At 71.4% G+C, this 23276-nt stretch carries 19 protein-coding genes; 8 read left to right on the forward strand and 11 right to left on the reverse strand.

The features are described from left to right. Positions 1-58: 58 nt before the first annotated feature. From ACFZB3_RS17235 to rsmI, 9 genes are all read right to left on the reverse strand, one after another. Positions 59-1795 (reverse strand): PQQ-binding-like beta-propeller repeat protein, encoded by a 1737-nt coding sequence (locus tag ACFZB3_RS17235; protein ID WP_391376216.1) that lies wholly within the window; start codon positions 1793-1795, stop codon positions 59-61. A 266-nt stretch (positions 1796-2061) separates the two neighbouring features. After that, positions 2062-3870 (reverse strand): ATP-binding cassette domain-containing protein, encoded by a 1809-nt coding sequence (locus ACFZB3_RS17240; RefSeq protein WP_391376219.1) that lies wholly within the window; start codon positions 3868-3870, stop codon positions 2062-2064. A 170-nt stretch (positions 3871-4040) separates the two neighbouring features. Then, on the reverse strand, positions 4041-5306 hold the full coding sequence (locus tag ACFZB3_RS17245; protein ID WP_391376222.1) for an ankyrin repeat domain-containing protein: 1266 nt from the start codon (positions 5304-5306) through the stop codon (positions 4041-4043). Between the two features lie 165 nt (positions 5307-5471). Beyond that, a complete protein-coding gene (locus ACFZB3_RS17250; RefSeq protein WP_391376224.1) occupies positions 5472-6401 on the reverse strand; it encodes a 4-(cytidine 5'-diphospho)-2-C-methyl-D-erythritol kinase in 930 nt (309 codons plus the stop codon). Beyond that, a complete protein-coding gene (rsmA, locus tag ACFZB3_RS17255) occupies positions 6398-7294 on the reverse strand; it encodes a 16S rRNA (adenine(1518)-N(6)/adenine(1519)-N(6))-dimethyltransferase RsmA (protein ID WP_391376226.1) in 897 nt (298 codons plus the stop codon). The genes ACFZB3_RS17250 and rsmA overlap by 4 nt, the downstream gene beginning before the upstream one ends. Positions 7295-7358: 64 nt before the next feature. Then, positions 7359-8822: a ubiquitin-like domain-containing protein gene (locus tag ACFZB3_RS17260; protein WP_391376229.1), complete on the reverse strand. Its 1464-nt coding sequence runs from the start codon at positions 8820-8822 to the stop codon at positions 7359-7361. Positions 8823-8979: 157 nt separating this feature from the next. Beyond that, a complete protein-coding gene (locus tag ACFZB3_RS17265) occupies positions 8980-9882 on the reverse strand; it encodes a TatD family hydrolase (RefSeq protein ID WP_391376232.1) in 903 nt (300 codons plus the stop codon). Between the two features lie 53 nt (positions 9883-9935). Then, positions 9936-10373, reverse strand: coding sequence for a hypothetical protein (locus ACFZB3_RS17270; protein WP_391376236.1), 438 nt, complete (start codon positions 10371-10373; stop codon positions 9936-9938). 458 nt (positions 10374-10831) lie between these two features. Continuing rightward, the gene (rsmI, locus tag ACFZB3_RS17275) at positions 10832-11680 is read right to left on the reverse strand and encodes a 16S rRNA (cytidine(1402)-2'-O)-methyltransferase (RefSeq protein WP_391376239.1); all 849 of its coding nucleotides are present in this window, start codon (positions 11678-11680) and stop codon (positions 10832-10834) included. A gap of 129 nt (positions 11681-11809) precedes the next feature. Between rsmI and ACFZB3_RS17280 the strand changes: the two genes are divergently transcribed. Continuing rightward, positions 11810-13600: a phospholipid carrier-dependent glycosyltransferase gene (locus ACFZB3_RS17280; RefSeq protein WP_391376242.1), complete on the forward strand. Its 1791-nt coding sequence runs from the start codon at positions 11810-11812 to the stop codon at positions 13598-13600. Here the strand turns inward: ACFZB3_RS17280 and ACFZB3_RS17285 are convergent. Next, positions 13571-14869 carry a hypothetical protein gene (locus tag ACFZB3_RS17285; RefSeq protein WP_391376245.1) on the reverse strand — a complete coding sequence of 433 codons (1299 nt, stop codon included), beginning with the start codon at positions 14867-14869 and terminating at the stop codon, positions 13571-13573. The two genes, ACFZB3_RS17280 and ACFZB3_RS17285, sit on opposite strands and share 30 nt — an antisense overlap. A 789-nt stretch (positions 14870-15658) precedes the next feature. Here ACFZB3_RS17285 and ACFZB3_RS17290 point away from each other — a divergent pair. Together ACFZB3_RS17290 and ACFZB3_RS17295 are read left to right on the forward strand one after the other, a co-directional pair. Next, positions 15659-17269, forward strand: a complete 1611-nt coding sequence (locus ACFZB3_RS17290; RefSeq protein WP_391376248.1) for a penicillin-binding transpeptidase domain-containing protein — start codon at positions 15659-15661, stop codon at positions 17267-17269. A 105-nt stretch (positions 17270-17374) separates the two neighbouring features. Then, positions 17375-19048: a penicillin-binding transpeptidase domain-containing protein gene (locus ACFZB3_RS17295; protein ID WP_391376251.1), complete on the forward strand. Its 1674-nt coding sequence runs from the start codon at positions 17375-17377 to the stop codon at positions 19046-19048. Positions 19049-19057: 9 nt separating this feature from the next. Here the strand turns inward: ACFZB3_RS17295 and ACFZB3_RS17300 are convergent, their stop codons facing one another. After that, on the reverse strand, positions 19058-19405 hold the full coding sequence (locus tag ACFZB3_RS17300; RefSeq protein ID WP_391376254.1) for an SsgA family sporulation/cell division regulator: 348 nt from the start codon (positions 19403-19405) through the stop codon (positions 19058-19060). Positions 19406-19583: 178 nt separating this feature from the next. Between ACFZB3_RS17300 and ACFZB3_RS17305 the strand changes: the two genes are divergently transcribed. The 5 genes from ACFZB3_RS17305 to ACFZB3_RS17325 all read left to right on the forward strand — a co-directional run bounded on the left by ACFZB3_RS17305 (position 19584) and on the right by ACFZB3_RS17325 (position 23221). Beyond that, positions 19584-20618, forward strand: coding sequence for an energy-coupling factor ABC transporter permease (locus ACFZB3_RS17305; protein WP_391376257.1), 1035 nt, complete (start codon positions 19584-19586; stop codon positions 20616-20618). Position 20619: 1 nt separating this feature from the next. Next, positions 20620-21381, forward strand: coding sequence for a cobalt ECF transporter T component CbiQ (gene cbiQ / locus ACFZB3_RS17310; protein ID WP_391376260.1), 762 nt, complete (start codon positions 20620-20622; stop codon positions 21379-21381). Then, the gene (locus ACFZB3_RS17315) at positions 21369-22121 is read left to right on the forward strand and encodes an ATP-binding cassette domain-containing protein (RefSeq protein WP_391376263.1); all 753 of its coding nucleotides are present in this window, start codon (positions 21369-21371) and stop codon (positions 22119-22121) included. Before cbiQ ends, ACFZB3_RS17315 begins: the two co-directional genes overlap by 13 nt. Positions 22122-22212: 91 nt before the next feature. Continuing rightward, positions 22213-22641: a MarR family transcriptional regulator gene (locus ACFZB3_RS17320; RefSeq protein WP_391376933.1), complete on the forward strand. Its 429-nt coding sequence runs from the start codon at positions 22213-22215 to the stop codon at positions 22639-22641. Between the two features lie 175 nt (positions 22642-22816). Beyond that, positions 22817-23221: an Ohr family peroxiredoxin gene (locus ACFZB3_RS17325; protein WP_391376934.1), complete on the forward strand. Its 405-nt coding sequence runs from the start codon at positions 22817-22819 to the stop codon at positions 23219-23221. Positions 23222-23276 lie beyond the last annotated feature (55 nt).

Here is a 23276-nt window from a genome sequence, read left to right on the forward strand (position 1 = left end):
GGCGGGTGCGACGGCTGGGGACGGCGTTGGCTGCGGGACGGCTCGGGGCGGGCTCCGCTCAGTTGCCGAAGGCCATAATCAGCTTCTCCTTCGCGTCGTCGCTGCCGGTCAGCCGCGTGGAGGAGAGGTAGAAGCGCCCGTCGGCCCAGTCGACCGCACCGTCGTAGAAGCCGCCCTCGATGTCGGCGGTGTGCTGCGGGTTCTGCAGCAGCCTGGTGGTGCGGTGGGCGGAGCCGGTGGTCGGGATCGAGACGACCTGGCCGCCCGCGTCGTACGACGGCCGTACGTAGGCGACGAGTCTGCCGCCCTCGACCTCGACCGGGTACATGGACTCGTCCGTCGGGGACTTCGTGCGCCACTTCGCCGTGCCGTCGGTGAGGCTGATCGCGACGATCTCGTTGCCCCCGCCGCTCACGTCCGTCGGCAGGTAGAGGGTGTCGGCGTCGACGGCCACGCCCTGGCAGCCCTGCAGGTCACGGGCGAGGAGCGCCCAGCCGCACTGGGGCGCGAACTTCTCGTCCACCTTCACCTCGGAACGGAACGCGCCCTTGTCGTCCAGGACCGAGATGTTCCAGGCCTTCTTCTCCTCGTTGGTCATGTAGACCACGAGCGGGTCGACGGAGTAGGTCCGCTCGACCGACCAGCCCTTCTTCACCGGCTGCGTCCACCGGACCCTGCCGGTGGCCGGGTCGAGCCGCGAGATCTCGTCGTGCTCGGCGCTGCCGCCGGCGCCGCAGGACGCCACCTCGACCAGCCGGTCCGTGCCGCCCGCGAACGCCGTCGGGAAGCAGGACGCGCCGTACTCCTTCTTGTCGTACAACTTGGCGCCGCTGCCGAGGTCGTAGGCCGTGCCGGACTGGGAACGGCCCACCATCAGCGTCTTTCCGCTGATGGTCAGCTCGATGCTGAGCGCGCTGTCGAACAGCCCGCCGTCGGCGACGGTCGCGGTCCAGCCCTTCCGGCCCGTGTCGAGGTCGATCTCCTGCAGCTGGTTGCACTTGGCGCGGTCGCTGGTGCCGTTCATGTAGGCCACGACGACCTTGTCGTCCGCCGACTTCCGCGAGGTGACCGCGCAGATCTTCTGCGGGAACGTGATCGGGGCCCACGCCGGGTCGCCGTTGCCCACCTTGTAGGCGAAGACCTGCTTGTACGCCGCCTTCACCGCCGTCTTCCCGGTGATCCACATGCCGGGCGCGTCGGCACCGGATGCGGGCGCGTCGGGCGCGGACTTGTACCAGAGCACCTTGGCCTCGCCGGACCTGCGGCCCGCGTTGAGGTTCTCCGGGTCCGCGCCGCCGTCGCCGCTGCCGTCACCGGGGTCGACCGGGGTATCGGAGGCCTTGGGGTCGTCGGACTGCTGGGCGACCGGCTTCCTGCCGTCCCCGCTGCCGGTCAGGGCGTACACCGTGCCGCCCACGACCAGCAGCGCCGCCACCGCGGCCGCGACGACCAGCGCGGGCCTGCCCCTGAACGGGCCGCCGCCCGAGCCGCCGGGAGGCGGGGGCAGCCCCGGCCCGCCGGGGTACTGCGGCTGCTGCTGGGGGTAGCCGTACCCGGGCTGCGGCCCGTACGGACCCGGCACCTGCCCCGGTACGCCGTAGGGGCCGGCCGGCTGGGCGTAGGGGCCGGGGGCGGCCGCCGGCGGCTGCGGGTAGCCGTAGCCCGGCTGTGGCGGAGGTGCGCCGAAGCCGCCCTGTGCGGGCGGCTGTTGCGGGGCGCCGAATCCGCCGCCCGGCGGCTGGTCCTGCGGCGCTCCGAAAGCGCCCTGCGGCGGCTGGCCGGGCGGCTGTGTCATCAGCGTTCTTCCCCCTCGTTCACTGATTCCGAGCCACTGCCCGAGGCCGGTGACAGGCCCTCTCGCGCACTCAGGCAGTTCTCAGACTGACCTTTCTACCACCCGGCACCGACAGCCCACGGGCACCCATCTGCCGCTGTTCCCAAGGGAGAACCGCCCCGTGATGCCACCGTTACGCGCCTTCACGCCCCCTTCACCGGGCCCGCGCAAGGGGGTTGCGCGCGGGCCCGCAGCGGGCTGATTCACGCCGGTCGGTGCGCCGCCCGTCACGCGTCCTCGGCCAACTCCAGCCAGCGCATCTCCAGTTCCTCGCGCTCCGTGGCCAGGTCGCGCAACTGGGCGTCGAGTTCGGCGACCTTCGCGAAGTCCGTGGCGTTGGCGGCGATCTGGTCGTGCAGCTTGGCCTCCTTCTCGGAGACGCGGTCCAACTGGCGCTCGATCCGCTGGAGTTCCTTCTTGGCGGCACGCTGGTCGGCGGCGCTGCGCTCGGCCGTGGCCGCCTTCGGGGCCGCGGCCGCCGCGGTGGCGGCGACCGTCTCCTCCATGCGCTGCCTGCGCTCCAGGTACTCGTCGATACCGCGCGGCAGCATCCGCAGCGTGGCGTCGCCGAGGAGGGCGAAGACCCGGTCGGTGGTGCGCTCGACGAAGAACCGGTCGTGGGAGATCACGATCATCGAGCCGGGCCAGCCGTCGAGGACGTCCTCCAGCTGGGTGAGGGTCTCGATGTCGAGGTCGTTGGTGGGCTCGTCGAGGAAGAGGACGTTCGGCTCGTCCATGAGCAGGCGCAGCAGCTGCAGGCGGCGGCGCTCACCACCGGACAGGTCGCCGACCGGCGTCCACTGCTTCTCCTTGCTGAAGCCGAACGTCTCGCACAGCTGCCCGGCGGTCATCTCGCGCCCCTTGCCCAGGTCGACGCGCTCGCGCACCTGCTGGACCGCCTCCAGGACCCGCGTGTTCGGGTTCAGCTCGGCGACCTCCTGGGAGAGGTAGGCGAGCTTCACAGTCTTGCCGACGACGACCCGCCCGGCCGCCGGCTGCGCCTCGCCCTCGGTCCGGGCGGCCTCGGCCATGGCGCGCAGCAGCGAGGTCTTGCCGGCGCCGTTGACGCCGACCAGGCCGATGCGGTCGCCGGGACCGAGCTGCCAGGTGACGTGCTTGAGCAGCACCTTCGGCCCGGCCTGGACGGTCACGTCCTCCAGGTCGAACACGGTCCTGCCGAGCCGGGTGGAGGCGAACTTCATCAGCTCGGAGCTGTCCCGCGGCGGCGGCACGTCGGCGATCAGCTCGTTCGCCGCCTCGACCCGGAAGCGCGGCTTGGAGGTACGGGCGGGAGCGCCGCGGCGCAGCCAGGCCAGCTCCTTGCGGACCAGGTTCTGCCGCTTGGTCTCCTCGGTGGCCGCGATCCGCTCGCGCTCCGCGCGGGCGAAGACGTAGTCGGAGTAGCCGCCCTCGTACTCGTAGACGGCGCCGCGCTGCACGTCCCACATGCGGGTGCAGACCTGGTCGAGGAACCACCGGTCGTGGGTGACGCAGACCAGCGCCGAGCGACGCTCGCTCAGGTGCCGGGCGAGCCAGGAGATGCCCTCGACGTCGAGGTGGTTGGTGGGCTCGTCGAGGACGAGCAGGTCCTGCTCCTCGATGAGCAGCTTGGCGAGCGCGATACGGCGCCGCTCGCCACCCGACAGCGGCCCGATGACGGTGTCGAGCCCCTTGGGGAAGCCCGGCAGGTCAAGTCCGCCGAAGAGGCCGGTGAGGACGTCCCGGACCTTGGCGTTGCCGGCCCACTCGTGGTCGGCCATGTCGCCGATGACCTCGTGCCGGACGGTGGCGGCCGGGTCGAGGGAGTCGTGCTGGGTGAGGACGCCGGCGCGCAGTCCGCCGGAGTGGGTGACCCGGCCGGTGTCGGCCTCCTCCAGCTTGGCGAGCATCCGGATGAGAGTGGTCTTGCCGTCGCCGTTGCGGCCCACCACGCCGATGCGGTCGCCCTCCGACACGCCGAGCGAGACGCCGTCCAGCAGGGCACGGGTGCCGTAGACCTTGCTGACGTTCTCGACATTGACCAGGTTGACGGCCATTTCACTCCTGCGCACGGGGACGGTCAGCCTCCCAGCGTAATGCGCCCCGGGAGGCCGTCCGGCCGGGAGCCGCTTTCCGCCCGCCCGCCCGCGTACCTCGCCGAGGAGGTTCTCCCGGGAGGCGGGCACGGCGGCGGTCCGGCGTCCAGCTCACGGCGGCCGGTTCCGCGTCACCCGGAACCGGCCGCCCGCCGCGCCACGCGCTCCTGGTACCGCCCCACCGCGCGGAGCATCCAGGTGTCCGGCCACTGCTCCCGGTCCACCGGACCGATGTGCCCTTCGGCCTCCACGCAGCGCGGGTCGTCCTGGTGGGCGAGTCCGTACACGGCATGGATCCGGGTCAGCTGGTCCTCCTCGTCCACCAGCCCGGCCAGCGCGTCCGCGATGCCGGGGTCGTGTCCCGGATACTCCGCCAGCCAGATGCACGCCGCCGACCGCACGCGGGGCTCAGGATCCCGCGCCAGCGCGAACACCGTCCTCAGGCTCTCGGGCCGCACCACCAGCCGGTTCTCCCCCCGCTCCAGCGTGTGCGGCAGCATGCAACGCACCCCGCCATCGGGATGCGTCAGATACGACCGCCCCAGCTCCTCGATCTCCGGGCTCCAGTCCTCGGTCAGCGCGTTGAGGACGGCGCGCAGCACCTCCGGGTCCCGCTCCTGGCGCGCCCAGGGCAGCAGGACCTCCGTGCCGCGCCCCTCGAAAGGCTCGGAGCCCGGCGGCCAGGCGGGGCCCAGCCCGAGGAACAACAGCAGCTCCGCCGCGAACAGCCGCCGGAGCCGGTCCGTACTGCGGCTGAGTGCCACGGCGGCGGCCCAGGTGTCCTCGTCCATGCGTCGGCTGAGGATGTTGGCCGCCTGGAACCACACGGCATGGTCCGGGTTCCGGCGCACCAGCGCCCGCGCGAGCACCTCCTCGAACGGCGCACGCACCCCGAAACGCGCCTCCAGCTCCGTGAGGATTCCGTCATGCCCGTCCCGCGCGGTCAGTCCACCCACGCTGAACTGCTCGTACACCTCGTCCCCCGAGCGGTCCCGGACCGGTTCCCGGGTCGCCGGCCCGGAGGCACCGCTCCGGCGCCGGAGCTCCGCCTCCACGCCCGCGTCGGCCCACCGCCCAGCCCGGACCAGCAGTTCGCGCCGCGTGTCCTGCGGGAACCGCACCGGGTCCCGCAGGAGCGCCGACACCATCTCGATCGACCCGCCGTCCACCGCGCGCCGTACCGGCGTGCTCCCGTCGGACAGCACCGCCAGCGAGTCGGCCCCCGCGTCGATCAGCGCGTCGACGACATCCTCGTCGTACGCCGCCACGGCAACGCAGAGCAGCGGCACCCCGGCGTCCGGGTCGAGCATGTCCGCGTCGACGTCGTCGTCCAGCAATCGCCGGACACCGTCCGCGTCCCCGTTCCGTACGGCGGTGACGAGCTCGTGGATGGTCATGCGTGGGCGCCCCCCGTTTCCGCGCCGCCAGCCCTGGTCCGGGGGCGACCGGGGGAGCCTAGTGGGGGTGAGGGGCGCGAGGCAGCTGATTTGCGCGGGGCGTGCGGCCGGTCGCGCACGCCGGGGCGTGGGTGATGGTCCCGCCCGCCGGCACCGGCGCCGGTCTCACTCGCCGGCTCGGGCGCCGGTGCCGGATGCCTGGTCGAGGACCCGGGCGCCCGGCGCGGGTGACGTCGCCGTGCGCACCGTACGGCAGGTGCCGGAGGAGCGCAGGGCGTCGGCGATCTTCGTGGCCGCCTCCGGATCGCGCGCGAGGAAGGCCGTCGTGGGCCCCGAGCCGGAGACGAGCGCGGCGAGCGCTCCGGCCCCGCGGCCCGCGTCCAGGGTGTCGGCGAGCTCCGGGAAGAGGGACAGGGCCGCGGGCTGGAGGTCGTTGGAGACGGCGGCGGCCAGCGCGTCCGGGTCCCCCTTCGCCAGCGCCTGGAGCAGCTCCGCCGAAGCCACCGGCTCCGGGATGTCCCGCCCCTGCGCGAGCCGGTCGAACTCGCGGAAGACCGCCGGCGTCGACAGCCCCCGCCCGGCCATCGCGAACACCCAGTGGAAGGTGCCGCCGGTCTCCAGCACGGTCAGCTGCTCGCCCCGCCCGATGCCGAGAGCCGCCCCGCCGACCAGGCTGAAGGGCACGTCACTGCCCAGGTCGGCGCAGATGGCGAGGAGTTCGGCGCGGGAGGCGCCCGCGCGCCACAGCTCGTTGCAGGCGAGCAGCGCGCCCGCCCCGTCCGCGCTCCCCCCGGCCATGCCGCCGGCGACCGGGATGTCCTTGGCGATGTGGATGTGCACGGCGGGTTCGATGCCCCGGCGCTCGGCGAGCGCGACTGCGGCGCGCGCCGCGAGGTTCGTGCGGTCCAGGGGGACCTCGGCGGCGTCCGGGCCCTCGCAGGTGACCGTCAGCTCGTCGGCGGGCGTGACCGTGACCTCGTCGTAGAGGCCGACGGCGAGGAAGACGTTGGCCAGGCCGTGGAAGCCGTCGGGGCGCGCCGCGCCCACCGCGAGCTGGACGTTGACCTTGGCGGGGACGCGTACCGTGACGCTCACTTACCGGACTCCTCGTGCTCGGCGTGCTCGGCGTGCTCGGCGTGCTCGGCGATCCTCGCGAACTCCTCGACGGTCAGCGCCTCGCCGCGGGCCTGCGGCGAGACCCCGGCCGCGACCAGCGCCGCCTCGGCGGCCGCCGCGGACCCGGCCCAGCCGGCGAGCGCCGCCCGGAGGGTCTTGCGGCGCTGCGCGAACGCCGCGTCGACGACCGCGAAGACCTCGCGCCTGGAGGCCGTCGTCTTCAGCGGCTCCGCGCGCCTGACCAGGGAGACCAGCCCGCTGTCGACGTTCGGGGCGGGCCAGAAGACGTTGCGCCCGATGGCACCGGCGCGCTTGACCTCGGCGTACCAGTTGGCCTTGACGGACGGCACGCCGTACACCTTGTTGCCGGGTCCGGCGGCGAGCCGGTCGGCGACCTCGGACTGCACCATCACCAGCGTCCGCTCGATGCTCGGGAAGGTTTCGAGCATGTGGAGGAGGACGGGCACGGCGACGTTGTAGGGGAGGTTCGCGACGAGCGCGGTCGGCGGCGGTCCCGGCAGCTCGGTGACGTGCATGGCGTCGGAGTGGACCAGCGCGAACCGGTCCGCGCGCGCCGGCATGCGCGCCGCGATCGTCGCGGGCAGTGCGCCGGCCAGGACGTCGTCGATCTCGACCGCGGTGACCCGGTCGGCGGCCTCCAGGAGCGCGAGCGTGAGGGACCCGAGCCCCGGGCCGACCTCCACGACGACGTCGTCCGGGCGGACCTCGGCGGTGCGGACGATACGGCGGACCGTGTTGGCGTCGATCACGAAGTTCTGGCCGCGCTGCTTGGTGGGGCGTACACCGAGCGCTGCCGCCAGCTCACGGATGTCGGCGGGGCCGAGGAGGGCGTCGGGGGTGGGGCTGCTCACGGGACAAGGGTACGGGCCGCCGGGAACGCCTCCGGCCGGTCACCCGTACGGCCGCTCCCCCGGGTCACTTGTGCAGCCGCGCCCCGCAGTGCGGCCAGGGCGTGGAACCGCGGCTCACGTAGAGCTTCTTCGCGCGGAACGTCTGTTCCTCGGACGAGGCGTCCTGCGGGCGCCCGCTGCCGCCGAGGCTGTGCCAGGTGTGGGTGTCGAACTGGTACAGCCCGCCGTACGTCCCGGAGGCGTCCACCGCGTGCGGGCGGCCGCCGGACTCGCAGGCGGCGAGACCGTGCCAGTTCAGGCCGTCGGCGCCGGTCACGGAGTCGGGGTGCGGCTTGGTCCCCACCTTGACCAGCTGGGTGCGCGCCTCCCGGACCACCTCGGCCGTCTCGCGGTGCGGCTTCTGCCGGACTCCGTTGACGGAGCGCAAGTAATATGTCACACGGCGCAGCCCCGGCCGCCCGGCCCGCTCCACCACCTCGGTGCCCTTGAACAGCGTCGGGTCCGCCGTCCGCCGCACCTGGAACGGGATGGCCTCCTCGCGGATCTCCTTGCTGCCCGTGACGCGCAGCACGGTCACCGTCTGCCCGTCGCGCGGGAAGCCGGCCTGGGACACCGAGGTGGTGTCCTGGCCGTGCAGGGTGATCCCGGCCTCCTCGACGGCCTCGCCGACGGTCGCGGCGTTGGTGCGGATGGTCCGGGTCCGGCCGTCCGCCAGGATCGTGACCGTGCGCTCGGTGCGTACGTCGAGCGCGAGCCCGGCGCGTCCGATGTTCTGGGAGCGCGAGGCCGAAAGGTACGCGCCCTCGGCACGCACCCCGAGCTGTCTGAGCGCTCCGTCCACCGTGCGCGCCGTCGTCCACACCTCGCGCGGCTCGCCGTCCAGCGTGAGCCGTACCGGGCGGCCGTAGCGCACCGCGACCTCGTCGCCGCTGGCCAGGGCCGTACCGGGGGCGGGCGCGACCACGTCGTGCGCCCCGACCGGCACGCCCTCCTCGGCCAGCAGGCCGGTCACGTCGTCCGCGAACGTGTGCAGGGTGCGCGGCCTGCCGTCCACGGTCAGCTCGATCGCCTTGTCCTTGGCGAGGAACGCGGTGGTGCCGCCCGCGAGGAACGCGACGACGAGCGCCTGCGGCAGCAGACGGCGCACGGCGGACTCGGGGCGCCGGGTGTACCGAGCCTTGCGCCGGCGCGCGGCACGCCGTCCCGCGACGGCGCGCACACCCTCCTCACGCACCTCCTCGCGCGCCTCCTCCCACGCCTCCTCCGCCCCGGCCTCGCCCTGCCGCGGCAACTCCGGCTCCGGCTCCGCGACATGCGACTGCGCGGCCTGGGCAGGCTGGACGGCCTGGGCAGCCTGGGCGGCCTGCGCCGAGATCTCGTACGCCGGCTGGTACGTGTCACCCCCGTACGCCGTGCCGTATCCCAGCGTCTCGGCGTCGTGCGCGCCGTACATCTCCTGCGCGCCGTGCACTCCGGGCGCGCCGTAGGGGTCGTACGCCCCAGACGTCTCGTACTGCGATGTGCTCACGCCGACACGCTCCAGAGGGCCAGAGGGGTCCGGATCGGGCCCCCAGAACCTAGCGGAGCGGTCGTCACTCTCCAAAGCGGCACGACTACGCACGGTCGCGAGCAGACCAAAGGCGCAGGCTCGCGAACGTTATGCGTCAGTTATGATCGCTACACCCTCAGTAGTCGAAGGCACGGGCCGTGTTCGCGCCCAGCGCCGTCGCCAGCGCGTCCTCGTCGATGCCGCGCACGGCGGCCAGCGCGCGCACCGTGACCGGAATGAGATACGGGGCGTTGGGCCGTCCGCGGTACGGCGCCGGGGTCAGGAAGGGCGCGTCGGTCTCCACGAGGAGCAGTTCCAGGGGCGCCACCGCCACCGCGTCCCTCAGGTTCTGGGCGTTCTTGAAGGTGACGTTGCCGGCGAAGGACATGAAGTAGCCCTCGCGGGCGCACTCCTCGGCCATCGCGGCGTCCCCGGAGTAGCAGTGGAACACGGTCCGCTCGGGGGCGCCCTCCTCCTTGAGGACGCGCAGGACGTCGGCGTGGGCGTCGCGGTCGTGGATGACAAGGGCCTTGCCGTGCCGCTTGGCGATCTCGATGTGGGCGCGGAAGGAGCGCTCCTGGGCGGCCTTGCCCTCGGGTCCGGTCCGGAAGTAGTCGAGGCCGGTCTCGCCGACGCCCTTCACCTGGGGCAGCCCGGCCAGCCGGTCGATCTCCGCAAGCGCCTCGTCGAGCGCGGCGTCCCCGCCCCCGGCCCGGGTCCCCTGCCGGGACCAGCCGTCGGGGTCGCCGTGCACGATGCGCGGCGCCTCGTTGGGGTGCAGGGCGACGGTCGCGTGGACGTTCGCGTGCGCGGCGGCGGTGTCGGCCGCCCACCGCGAGCCCTTGAGGTCGCAGCCGACCTGGACGACGGTCGTCACGCCCACCGACGCGGCCTTCGCGAGGCCCTCCTCGACCGTGCCGGACTGCATGTCGAGATGGGTGTGGGAGTCGGCGACGGGCACCCGGAGGGGTTCCGGGAGCGGCGGCGCCGCGTTCTTGTCGGCCGTGCGGGAGGCCGTACCGGGGGCGTTCGAAGGCATGCCCCGATCCTACGAAAGGGGCATGCCCGCCGGGCCCACGCCCAGGGCCCGTATCAGCTCGCCCTGCGCTGGAAGGGGTGCAGGAGGTCCGACAGGTGCCAGTGGTGCACCGCCTTGACCTCCGCGGAGGCCTCCGTCGCCACCGCGGCCGGCCCGGTCTCCGTACCGTCCTGACCGGCGGAGCGGTTCTGTGCCGACGGCTGATGCGATCGCTGCGCGGCGTCGCGCACCGACGAGACCTGCCCCGCGCGCATGATCCGCAGCACCTGTCCGTCGCAGTTCTGGCACGCGGGCCGGCTCAGCGGTGACGGGACGACCCGGCCGTTCGCGACGTACTTGACGAACTCGTGGTTGTCGGCGTCGGTGTGGTGCTCTATCTCGTACGACTGCTCCCAGCCGTGCCCGCATCGCATGCAGGCGAAGGAATACGACTCGTGGACGACGGCTGTGGCCGCACCGCGGAGGCCGGTCTGCCCTGCGATCTCACTCATGCCAGCTCCTCTTGTCCGCTTGGACAAGCACGCACCCCCGGCGCGGGGATTCCCCCCGGAATCCCATGGGGGTGAGGGACGGGTGCGTCCCTGCTGACCAGTGGACGCCTTCACCGACGCGAATGCGACAGGCCTGCCGAGTGTTGGAGGCGATTTGGATTCGGCTTGCCAAATCGGCCTCGCCGCATAGGGCTGAGCTTTGCGTTTCCCGCCCCTGCTTTACCGTCCCGTGGGGCGCGCGCTCAGAGGAGAGGCGCCCCGCTCAGAGGACACATCACCGCAGGTCAGGGGCGCACGCTCAAGGGAGAAGCGGCTCGCTCAGAGATCAAGGAGCGCCCCCTTGCAGACGCCGTGCACGAGGGTGCCCCGGAAGGGGTGCGGGGAACTGCGCGACCAGCCCCCGCCACCCCGCACACGACTACACAGGAGCAACCACCACGGCGCTCCGAAAACCGACCTCACCCATCAACACGCTTCGCGGCGACCACGGCGTCGAACACCACCCGCTTCGGAATCCCCGCCGCCACCGCCACCGCCGCGATCGCCTCCTTGCGGCGCTCGCCGGCCTCCTCCCGCACCCGCACCCGCCGCACCAGCTCCTCCGCGTCGAGCTCCTCCGGCCCGCGCTCCGGCGCGCCCTCGACGACGACGGTGATCTCGCCGCGCACCCCGTCGGCGGCCCACACCGCCAGCTCGGCGAGCGGACCGCGCCGCACCTCCTCGTACGTCTTGGTCAGCTCGCGGCAGACGGCGGCCCGCCGCTCGGCGCCGAAGACCTCGGCCATGGCGGCGAGGGTGTCGTCGAGGCGGTGCGGGGCCTCGAAGTAGACGAGGGTGCGGCGCTCCTCGGCGACCTCCTGGAGGCGGGAGCGGCGCTCGCCCGCCTTGCGCGGCAGGAACCCCTCGAAGCAGAACCGGTCGACGGGCAGCCCGGACAGTGCGAGCGCGGTGAGCACGGCGGACGGTCCCGGTACGGCCGTGACCCGGATGTCCTTCTCCACGGCGGCCGCGACCAGCCGGTAGCCGGGGTCGGAGACGGACGGCATCCCGGCGTCGGTCACGAGCAGCACGCGCGCGCCGCCGACGAGTTCCTCGACCAGCTCCGGTGTGCGGGCGGCCTCGTTGCCCTCGAAGTACGACACGACGCGTCCCTTGGGCGTCACCCCCAGCGCCTGGGTGAGCCAGCGCAGCCGCCGCGTGTCCTCGGCCGCGATCACGTCGGCGCCGGTCAGCTCCGCGGCGAGCCGGGGCGGCGCGTCCGCGACGTCGCCGATGGGGGTGCCTGCGAGGACAAGGGTTCCAGTCACTCCTCCATCCTCGCAGCCGCCACCGACAGCGCCGTCCCCGGCGGACCTCCGGGGCGGTGAACGCAAAGGAACCCACCGCGAAGCCCCATTGCACGGGACTCACACAGAACGGTTCCCTACGATGGCGCGGTGACCAGTACCGCGTCCTCCACGGACACCCGGCAGGGCCAGGCAGCGCTCGACGAGCGGCCGACGTGGCAGCAGCGGCTGCGCCGGTTCGGCTACACGGCGAGCCCGGCACACACGGCGCACGCCCCCGGTGACCGGGGCGCCGCCGGCTCCGGCGCGCACGCCGACGTCGTCGAACGCCTGGTGCCGCCGTACGTGGAGCCCAGCCCCCGGCTGTGGTTCGCCCTGGGGGTGCCCCCGGTGCTCGCGGAGCGGATCACGCGCTGGTCGGGCTGGGTCGGTCCGCTGCTGGTGACGCTGATGGCGGGCCTGCTCCGGTTCTGGAACCTGGGCAGCCCCAAGGCGGTGATATTCGACGAGACGTACTACGCGAAGGACGCGTGGGCGCTCGTCCACCGCGGTTTCGAGGTCAACTGGGACAAGAACGCCAACGACCTGATCCTGCAGAAGGCCGGCCATGTCGGCATCCCGGTGGACGCGGCGTACGTCGTGCACCCGCCGGTCGGCAAGTACGTCATCGGGCTCGGGGAGCTGGTCTTCGGCTTCAACCCGTTCGGCTGGCGGTTCATGACGGCGCTGCTCGGCACGCTGAGCGTGCTGCTGCTGTGCCGGATCGGGCGCCGGATGTTCCGGTCCACCTTCCTGGGCTGCCTGGCGGGCGCGCTGATGGCGGTGGACGGCCTGCACTTCGTGATGAGCCGCACCTCGCTGCTCGACGGGGTGCTGATGTTCTTCGTGCTGGCGGCGTTCGGCTGCCTGGTCATCGACCGGGACAGGTCGCGGGCGAAGCTGGCGGCCGCGCTGCCGCCGGACGCTGACGGCCGGGTCCGCCCGGACGCGCGCGTGGCCGACGGCTTCCGCTTCGGGTGGCGCCCCTGGCGCTGGGCGGCGGGCCTCATGCTGGGCCTCGCGCTCGGCACCAAGTGGAACGCCCTCTACATCCTGGCCGCGTTCTGCGTGATGGCGGTCCTGTGGGACGTGGGTGCCCGCAAGGTGGCCGGCGCCCGGCACCCGTACAAGGCGGCCCTGGCGCACGACACGGGGATCACCTTCCTGGCGACGGTCCCGGTGGCGATCGCCGTCTACCTGACGTCCTGGATCGGCTGGATCCTGTCCCCCACCGACGGCACTGGCGGCTACTTCCGCAACTGGGCGGCCACCGACGGCAAGGGCGGCAGCTGGACGTTCCTTCCCGACTGGCTGCGCAGCCTGTGGCACTACGAGCACGAGGTGTACCTGTTCCACGTCGGCCTGTCGTCGCCGCACACGTACATGTCGAACCCGTGGTCCTGGCTGGTGCTGGGCCGCCCGGTGTCGTACTACTACGAGTCGCCGTCGCCGGGTGTGGACGGCTGCCCGTCGGACGCCGGCGAGAAGTGCGCCCGCGAGGTGCTCGCGATCGGCACCCCGCTGCTGTGGTGGGCGGCCTGCTTCGCGATCGCCTACGTCCTGTGGCGGTGGGCGTTCCGCCGCGACTGGCGGGCCGGGGCCGTCGCCTGCGGCATCGCGGCCGGTTACCTGCCCTGGTTCATGTACCAGGAGCGCACGATCTTCCTCTTCTACGCCGTCGTCTTCGTGCCGTTCCTCTGTCTCGCGGTGGCGATGATGATCGGCGCGATCATCGGCCCGCCGGGCTCCAGCGACACCCGCCGGCTGGTCGGCGCGTCCAGTGCGGGCGTCCTGGTGCTGCTGATCGTCTGGAACTTCATCTACTTCTGGCCGCTGTACACGGGCACGGCGATTCCCCTCGACTCCTGGCGTTCACGGATGTGGCTCGATACGTGGGTTTAGCGGCATCTCGGCGAACCCGCTGTCGATCGCTTCGAGTCCGTACCGCGCGAGAAGGGTGCCCATGTCCTGCGCACTCGGCCTGACGTTCTCCCCTCCTTCCGAAGAGGAGACGGTCACCGCGATGCTCGGATACTGGAGCACCCACCACGTGGTGAGGTGTTTCTGCCTTCTTGTCGCCGCGGTCAGATAACTCCCCTCGCGCAGCGGGAAGGTCCACTTCAGGAAATCGACGCTACGCGGTACGCCACCCCTCACCCATTCAGGAGCATCACTGATGTGCTTGAATGATGATTCATCCCAGGACTTCTGCACGTCGGGCGTGTCGAGAGAGACTCGATCCTTTCGGACCAGAATGGCTTCGGAATACGCGATGAGGGTCTGGTATTTGATGTCCTTCGGCAGCTGGATGACGCGATCCACTGTCCGGGTTTCTCCGGGGTCCAACCATGGGTCCGTGCCGGGATAGAGGATCATGCCGTTCTCGATCACGGTCGATTCCTTGATCCGGAAGTCCTCCCGGAGGACACCGTTCGATGCGCCGTACAGCCAGCTCTCACGGGATTTCGCCGCCTGACTCGTGTCCTCGTACTGCCCCTGGACCACGTAGATACTCTGGGGAATGTACGCGGAGACCTTCCCGCCGTTCTTCAACGTCAGACGCAGCGGCACAGTGGTGCCACCGGTGGCATGGTTCGCCACGGGCTTTTCAAAATCCACGGTGACCGAGACGAGCATGGGCATGGAATAGGGCAGGTAGATCTGCGAGTACGCAAAGTTGCCGAACGCCAGAAACGTCGTCGCCAGGGCCCCGACCGCGAACGCGCGGGGCGCCGGAATGTCTTTCCAGACCTTTTCGCGCCGCAGGAGCTTCCACAGTGCCCAGCCCGACCAGACGATAAGAGCAACCCACGCGATCAGCCAGTTCGTGAGTTCGCGCCCCTCTATTTGCATCGCCAGGAGTCCGGCGTTGACGATCAGAACAAGCAGGACGGCAGCCAGGACAAAAATTCCTGACGCCCTGAAACTCCGCTTGCCGAAGTAGTCACAAGCGGCGGCCACGGCAACGAACATCACCAGTGCGGCGACCGACGCGGAGAATCCGGTTATCCGTCCCGCAAACGACAGTGCTTCGCCGACGTCATTCACCCCGAACCAGGCGAGTATGCCGCCGGCGGCCACCAGACCCGCAGCCATCAGGATCGCTGCGTAAAGGTCTCGGAGCCTTCCGCTTCTGTCTTCGCGCGGCCGAACAACATTCGGTTCGTCCATAAATCCAGCATGAGCGCAACCGCTGGGCGGAGCCCGCCGCATTACGCCATCCGTGACTCGGCCCATCACGGAACGTCACCCCAGGATGTGGTGCCTGTTCGTGTTGGGAATGCCGGCTCCCCCGCGCGCGCCCGGGCTGTCCGTCGTAGTCGTAGTCGTAGTCGGCGTCGGCGTCCTGGGCGCGTTGGGAATGTGCCCGCCGCCGCTCCCCGCACTCGGCGCAATGGGCGCATGAGGCGTACTGGACGGTCGCGGCTGGACGGTCGAAGACACCACTGCGCCGTTCCGGGCTGCGGTCACAGCCGCTGCGCCGACCGAACCGGTCGTTGCGGCGAGCAGCGCGGCAGCGCAGAAAACCCCTGCCATGTGCGCGATTCCATTTCGAGAGACAAACACGAGAGCCTCGCTCTCTGCCGTATCGCATCGCTCAGGTTGTCGGCTTTTGCCACAGATGGCATAATTCGGCTCCTATAGACTCCTATAGGCTCGCCTCCTGGCGTAAAATCGGCGTTCCGCGGTTTCTTCCAGCTTATTCCCAAGCAATCAGGGTTCAAGTTTTGCGGCAGCCGCACACGGACACGGCGGCCGCCCTCGACTCCTGGCGTTCACGCATGCGGTCCGGCACCCGGCCCGAGCCACATCCCTGACCTCCGTTCGGCCAACAGTTCGGCCAACAATCGGTCAACGCCTGTCACAGGAGCCCCACAACGACCTACAGTGCGACCCACAACCAGCTTTTGAACGCGTTCACAAAATGCGGCAAAAGCTCACGGGAGGGATTTTCGCACCATGCGCAAGGGGGTCAAGGGCGCCCTGATCGGCAGCGTCTGCGCGGCCGTGCTGGGCGGGGGCGGGTACGGCGCCTACAACGTTCTGTCGACGCTCCACGGCGACAGCACACCGGCGGTGCGGACCGGGCCGCCGACAAAGGACGAGATCAGGGACACCACGCAGAAGTTCTTCGCTGCCTGGGAGAAGGGCCAGTCGGCGACCGCGGCGTCGTACACGAACGACTCCGCGGACGCCGAACCCGTGCTCACGTCCTTCAGCGACGTGGCGCACATCAAGGACGTGCACATCACGCCCGGCAAGGTGACCGGCGCCACCGTGCCGTACAGCGTGAAGGCGACCGTGTCCTACGGCGGGAAGTCGAAACCGCTCGCCTACAGGAGCCGCCTGACCGTCGTGCGCGGCGAGACCACGCACCGCGCGCTCGTCGACTGGGACCCGACCGTCGTCCACCCGCAGCTCCGGCGCGGCGACACCCTGTCCACCGGCGAGGCCGCGAGCCCGCCGATCGAGGCCGTGGACCGCAACGGCAAGGTCCTCACCAAGGACAAGTACCCGTCCCTGGGCCCGATCCTGGACGAACTGCGCAGCCGCTACGGCGACAAGGCCGGCGGCACCCCCGGCGTGGAGCTGGTCATCCAGCACGCGTCCGCGGAGTCCGCCGACACCACGCTGCTGACCCTCGCGGAGGGGAAGGCGGGCAAGCTGCAGACGACGCTCGACGCGCGCGTGCAGGCCGCCGCCGAGACCGCGGTCACGAAGTACGCCGAGTCCTCGGTGGTCGCCGTCAAGCCCAGCACCGGCGAGGTGCTGGCGGTCGCCAACCACCGCGAGGACGGCTTCAACGCGGCCTTCCTCGGCGAGCTGGCGCCCGGCTCCACCATGAAGATCATCAGCGCGGCCACCCTCATCGACACCGGGCTGACGACGGCGAACGGCCCGGCGCCCTGCCCGCCGACCGCGACCTGGCAGAGCCAGACCTTCAGCAACCTCAAGGGACTCCAGCCGGACGAGCAGGCCACCCTCTCGGACAGCTTCGCGCGCTCCTGCAACACGGCGTTCGTGAAGTACGCGGACTCGGTCCAGGTCGACTCGCTCACCAAGGAGGCCGAGGACCGGTTCGGGCTCGGCAACAACAACTGGAAGGTGGGCATCCCGAGCTTCGACGGCCGGGTCCCCGCCTCCGGCGGCCCGGACACCGCGGCCAACCTGATCGGCCAGGGCCAGGTGCAGATGTCCCCGCTGAACATGGCGTCGGTCGCGGCGACCGCGGCGACGGGGGCCTTCCACCAGCCGGTACTCGTCCCGCAGAAGCTGGACGGCCGTGAACTGGCCACCGCGAAGGGCCTGTCGCCCGGCACGAGCGGCCAGCTGCGCGCCATGATGAACCGCACCGCGACCAGCGGCACCGCGGCCGGGGTCATGCGCGGGCTGAGCGGCAGCATCGGCGCCAAGACGGGGTCGGCGGAGGTCGACGGGCAGTCCAAGTCGAACAGCTGGTTCGCCGGCTACCGCAACGACGTCGCGGCCGCGGCGATGACCCAGGACGGCGGCCACGGCATCGACGCGGCCGGTCCGATTGTCGCGAGTGTGCTACGGATCGGTGGCTGACGTCACTCCCACAGGCCGGGACTCTAGGCTTGGTGTCGTCGTTGGGGAGCGTGAGGGCTACGGGGCGACGGGGACCCCGGGGGAAGTGCGCGGAGGAACTGAGCTGTGGGCAAGAGAAGGCGCGTCGTCGAACGACGGAAGCACAGACCCGCCGTCATCGGCGGAGTGATCGCCGCTGTCGGCGTCGGCGCGGGCCTCGGCCTCTACGCGCTGTACGGCGGCGGGGCCGCCGACGCGGCGTCGTCCGCGAAGACGGCCGACCACAAGCCCGTCAAGACCGGCCCGCTGTCCGCCACCGAGGTGCAGACGACGGCGCGCACCTTCCTCTCGTCCTGGCAGCAGGGCAAGGTCACCCAGGCCGCCGCCGTCACCGACGACAGCAAGGCCTGCATCAAGCTCCTCACCGGCTACAGCAAGGACGCCCACGTCACGGGTGTCACCCTCACCGAGGGCACCCGCACCGGCGGCAAGGTCCCGTTCTCGGTGAAGGCGACGGTGTCGTACAAGGGCGTCAGCAAGCCGCTGTCGTACAGCTCCGCGTTCACCGTGATCCGCCGGACCAGCGACGGCAAGCCGGTGGTGAACTGGCACGCCGCGGTCGTTCACCCGGACCTCGCGGACGGCGACACCCTGGTCACCGGCGAGTCCGGCACCCCGCCGATCAAGGCCCTGGACCGGGACGGCGGGGAGATCACCACCGCCAAGTACCCGTCGCTGGGCTCGGTCCTCGACGGGCTGCGGGAGAAGTTCGGCAAGAAGGCCGGCGGCAAGGCGGGCGTCGAGCTGCGCGTGGTGCGCGGCACGGCGTCCGAGAAGGCGAAGCTCTCCGACAAGACGCTGCTCGAACTCAGCAAGGGCACGCCGGGCACCGTGAAGACGACGCTCAGCCCGACCCTCCAGGCGGCCGCCGAGAAGCAGGTCACCACGCAGAAGAACGCCTCGGTCGTGATGATGCGCCCGTCGACCGGCGAGGTTCTCGCCGTCGCCAACTCCAGCCACGGCTTCAACGTGGCCTTCCAGGGCTCCCTGGCGCCCGGCTCCACGATGAAGATCGTCACGTCGACGATGCTGTTCGAGAAGGGGCTGATCACCCCGGACGCGTCGCACCCCTGCCCGAAGACGTACAAGCTCGCCGGGTGGACGTTCCACAACGACGACGACTCGGAGATCAAGCAGGGCACGTTCAAGCTGAGCTTCGGCGCCTCCTGCAACAACGCCTTCATCGACTTCGCGCCCAAGCTGTCCAACAGCGACCTGACGACGGAGGCCCAGCAGGTCTACGGCCTCGGGATGAACAACTGGGCCATCGGCGTCCCGACCTTCGACGGCTCCGTCCCGGTGCAGAGCGGCGCGCAGATGGGCGCCTCGCTGATCGGGCAGGGCGGGGTGCGCATGAACCCGCTGAACATGGCGTCGGTGTCGGCCACGGTGGACACCGGCTCCTTCCACCAGCCGTACCTGGTCGCCCCGAGCGTCGACAACCGGACGATCGCGAAGGCCTCGCGCACGATGTCGTCGAAGACGCAGTCGGAGCTGAAGGAGGTCATGCAGTACACGGCGGCGTACGGCACGGCGGCCAAGGCGATGTCGGGTCTGAGCTCCAGCTGCGGCGCCAAGACGGGCTCCGCCGAGGTCGACGGCCAGAAGAAGCCGAACGGCTGGTTCACCGCGTACTGCGGGGACTTCGCCGCGGCGGGCGTGGTCCAGGCGGGCGGCCACGGCGGCGACACCGCCGGACCGATCGTGGCGGCGCTGCTGAAGCTGGGCTCCTCGCTGTAGCGGAGGGCGTCAGCCGGCCACGGGGGTGGCCATGTAGGTGCGCCTGAGGAAGCGCAGCAGCGCCTTCGACTCGAACTGCACCACCGACGTGCCGTGGTCGGAGTGGAACTCCACCACGGCCTGGACCCGGCCCAGCGGCCAGACCCGTACGTCACCGCTCTCCGCGGGCGACCGGAGACCCTGTTCCAGCAGCGAGCGCGAGAACGTCCACTCGTCCGTGCCGGGCAGGCCGACGTGTACCGTCCTCGGATCGGCGTCGGGGTCGTAGCGCAGGACGACGGGGACCGCGCCCGGATCGTCTCGCGCGTCCTCGTCCGTGACGATGTGGGCTCGCGCATACTGCTCGACTACAGACATCGGACTGCCCTTTACGCTCCGTGATCTGTGTGAAAGCTGTTGCATCCGCTTTCTTATCCAATGTCGCACATTTTCCCTGAAGTGCTTGCGGAGACCGCCCTGCCGCCACCGGCGGATCCCGATATGACGAGCTTCTCTCTCTTGCAAAAGCTTTGCAATAGAACCCTAAAATCGAACCGTGCATGTACCTGACGGATTCATCGACGCCCCCACCTCCGCGGTCACCGCCGTGGCGGCGGCCGGCGCCCTCGCGATCAGCCTGCGCGGCGCCCGCCGTGAACTCGACGACCGCACCGCGCCGCTGGCCGGCCTGGTGGCGGCGTTCATCTTCGCCGTACAGATGCTCAACTTCCCCGTCGCGGCCGGAACAAGCGGCCATCTGCTGGGAGGGGCGCTCGCCGCGATACTCGTCGGCCCCTACACGGGCGTCCTGTGCGTGTCCGTGGTCCTCCTCATGCAGGGCATCCTGTTCGCGGACGGCGGGCTGACCGCGCTCGGCGTCAACATCACCGACATGGCGATCGTGACCACCGTGGTGGCGTACGCCGTCTTCCGCGGCCTGCTGAAGGTCCTGCCCGGCGGCCGGCGGTCGGTGACCGGCGCCGCCTTCGTCGCCGCCCTGCTCTCCGTGCCCGCCGCCGCCGTCGCCTTCACCCTGCTCTACGCGGTCGGCGGCACCACCGACGTCGCCATCGGCAAGGTGGCCGGCGCGATGGTCGGCGTGCACGTCCTCATCGGCGTCGGCGAGGCCGCGATCACCGCGCTCACGGTCGGCGCGGTCGTCGCCGTACGCCCCGACCTGGTGTACGGGGCGCGCGGCGGGCGGCAGGGACTGAAGCTGCGCGTGAACGGCGTCCTGGTGGACGCGCCGGAGCCGACCGCGCCCGTGGCCGCGCGCACCTCCCGCCGCGCGCTGTGGATCAGCGGCCTGGCGGCCTCTCTGCTGCTCGCCGGATTCGTCAGCTACTACGCCTCCGCCAGCCCCGACGGCCTGGAGAAGGTCGCCCACGACCACGGCATCGACACCAGGACGAAGGAGCATGCCGCGGCCGGCTCCCCGCTCGCCGACTACGGCGTCGAGGACGTCTCCGACGCCCGGCTCTCCGGGGGCCTCGCGGGCGTCATCGGGGTCGGCACCACCGTGGTCGCGGGCAGCGCGGTGTTCTGGGCGGTGCGCAGGCGCCGCGCCGACGCCCTTTCCGAGGTGCGCTGACGTGGGTGCCGGGCACGCGCACCGGCTCTACCGGGACGCGCACTCGCGCGTGCACGCCCTCCCGCCGCACACCAAGCTCGCCGCCGCCTTCGCCTTCGTGCTCGTCGTGGTCTCGACCCCGCGCACGGCGATGTGGGCGTTCGCGCTGTACGCCGTGCTGCTCGCGGTCGTCGCGCACCACGCGCGCGTGCCCGCCGGCTTCCTCCTGAAGCGGCTCCTGATCGAGGTGCCGTTCGTCGCCTTCGCGCTACTGATGCCGTTCGTCGCGGAGGGCGAGCGGACCGAGGTGCTGGGCCTCTCGCTCAGCGTGAACGGCCTCTGGGGCGCCTGGAACGTTCTGGCCAAGGGCACCCTTGGCGTCGCCGCCTCCGTCCTCCTGGCGGCCACCACGGAGCTGCGCGAGCTGCTCCTCGGCCTGGAGCGGCTGAAGCTGCCGCCGCTGCTCGTCCAGATCGCCTCCTTCATGATCCGCTACGGCGACGTCGTCACCGACGAGATGCGCCGGATGCGGATCGCCCGCCTGTCGCGCGGCTTCGAGGCGCGGGGCGTGCGCCACTGGGGTGTGCTCGCCAAGTCCGCGGGCGCCCTGTTCATCCGCTCCTACGAACGCGGCGAGCGCGTCCACCTGGCCATGGTGAGCCGCGGCTACTCCGGTTCGATGCCGGTCATCGACGAGGTGACCGCGTCCCGGGCCGAGTGGTCGTACGCCCTCGCGCTGCCGCTGTCCGCCTCTGTCGTCTGCCTGTTGGGATGGGCCCTGTGACCACTGCTCCCGCCTCGCTGGAGGTCTCCGGCCTCGCGTTCGCCTATCCCGACGGGCACCAGGCCCTGTTCGGCGTGGACTTCCGCGTCGCGCGCGGCGAACGGGTCGCGCTGCTCGGGCCGAACGGCGCCGGGAAGACCACCCTCGTGCTGCACCTCAACGGCATCCTGGGCGGCGGCACGGGCACGGTGACGGTGGCCGGACTGCCCGTCGGCGAGCGGCACATGGCCGAGATCAGGCGCCGGGTCGGCATCGTCTTCCAGGACCCGGACGACCAGTTGTTCATGCCGACGGTCCGCGAGGACGTGGCGTTCGGACCGGCGGCGGCCGGCCTGAGGGGAGCGGAGCTGGAGGCACGCGTGCGTGCCGCCCTCGACCGGGTCGGCATGGGCGACTTCGCCGGGCGCCCGCCGCACCACCTGTCCTTCGGACAGCGCCGCCGGGTGGCGGTGGCGACCGTCCTCGCCATGGAGCCGGAGATCCTCGTCCTGGACGAACCCTCCTCCAACCTGGACCCGGCCTCCCGGCGCGAACTCGCCGACATCCTGCGCTCCCTGGACGTGACGGTCCTGATGGTCACCCACGACCTGCCGTACGCCCTGGAGCTGTGCCCGCGCTCCCTGGTGCTCAGCGACGGCACGATCGCCGCCGACGGGCCCACCGTCGAACTCCTCTGCGACGACGCCCTGATGCGGGCCCACCGGCTGGAACTGCCCTTCGGATTCGACCCGCGTCCGTGAGAATGGGCGCGTGACGCATCAAGAGGACGCCTGCCCGGTCGCAGGGCCGGTCGCCGGGCCGGTCGCCGGGCCGGTCGCAGGGCCGCCGCGGCTGGACGACCAGCTGTGCTTCGCGCTGTACGCGGCGCAGCGCGCCGTGACCGCCGCCTACCGCCCGCTCCTCGACGAACTCGGGCTCACCTACCCGCAGTACCTCGTGCTGCTCGTCCTGTGGGAGCGGGGCGAGACCACGGTGAAGGAACTGGCGGAGGCGCTCCGGCTCGACTACGGCACGGTGTCGCCGCTGCTGAAGCGGCTGGAGGGGGCGGGGCTGGTGCGCAGGGAGCGCTCGGAGCGCGACGAGCGCTCGGTGCTCGTCGCGTGCACCGGGCGGGCGGAGGAACTGCGGGAGCGCGCGGCGCGCGTCCCCGGCGCCCTGCTCACGACGACGGGGCTCGACGGGGCCGACGTGGCACGGCTGCGCGAGGAGTTGCGGGAGCTCGCGGAGCGGGCGGGCAGGGCGGCTTCCCGGCCGGCGTAACCGGCCGCTGTTACCCGCGGTTTCCACCCCCCTCCCCCTCCCAGGGCTTCCTACCGGTCGGTACCTTGTGCACGATGTGCTTGCACACTTCTGTGTTGCCCACCACTGTTTCCGCCCTGGGGGAGGTCCCGCCGTGATCGAAGGCGCCACCGTCGACTCTCGTCCGACGAAGATCATGTACGTCGCCGAGGCGACCGCGCACGGCGGCCGGACCGGATATGTCAGCAGCCAGGACGGCCAGATCGAACTCAAGGTCGCGATGCCCCCGGCGCTGGGCGGCGACGGCAACGGCACCAACCCGGAGCAGCTGTTCGCGGCGGGCTACAGCGCCTGCTTCCACAACGCGCTGATCCTCGTCGGCAACCGCGCCGGGTACGACCTGACCGGCTCCACGGTCGCCGCGAAGGTCGGCATCGGCCCCAACAAGCAGCGCGGCTACGGCCTCGCGGTCGCCCTCAGCGTCTCGCTGCCGGTCCTGGACGGGGACATCGCGGCCAAGCTGGTGGACGCCGCCCACGAGGTGTGCCCGTACTCGAACGCCACGCGCGGGAACATCGAGGTGACCATCGTGCTCGGCTGACCCCGGGCACGTGCCGCAGACCACGTCGTACCGAGGAATCCGGGGCCCGGCGGCC

The organism is Streptomyces sp. NPDC008092, assembly GCF_042957285.1.
GTDB lineage: Bacteria > Actinomycetota > Actinomycetes > Streptomycetales > Streptomycetaceae > Streptomyces.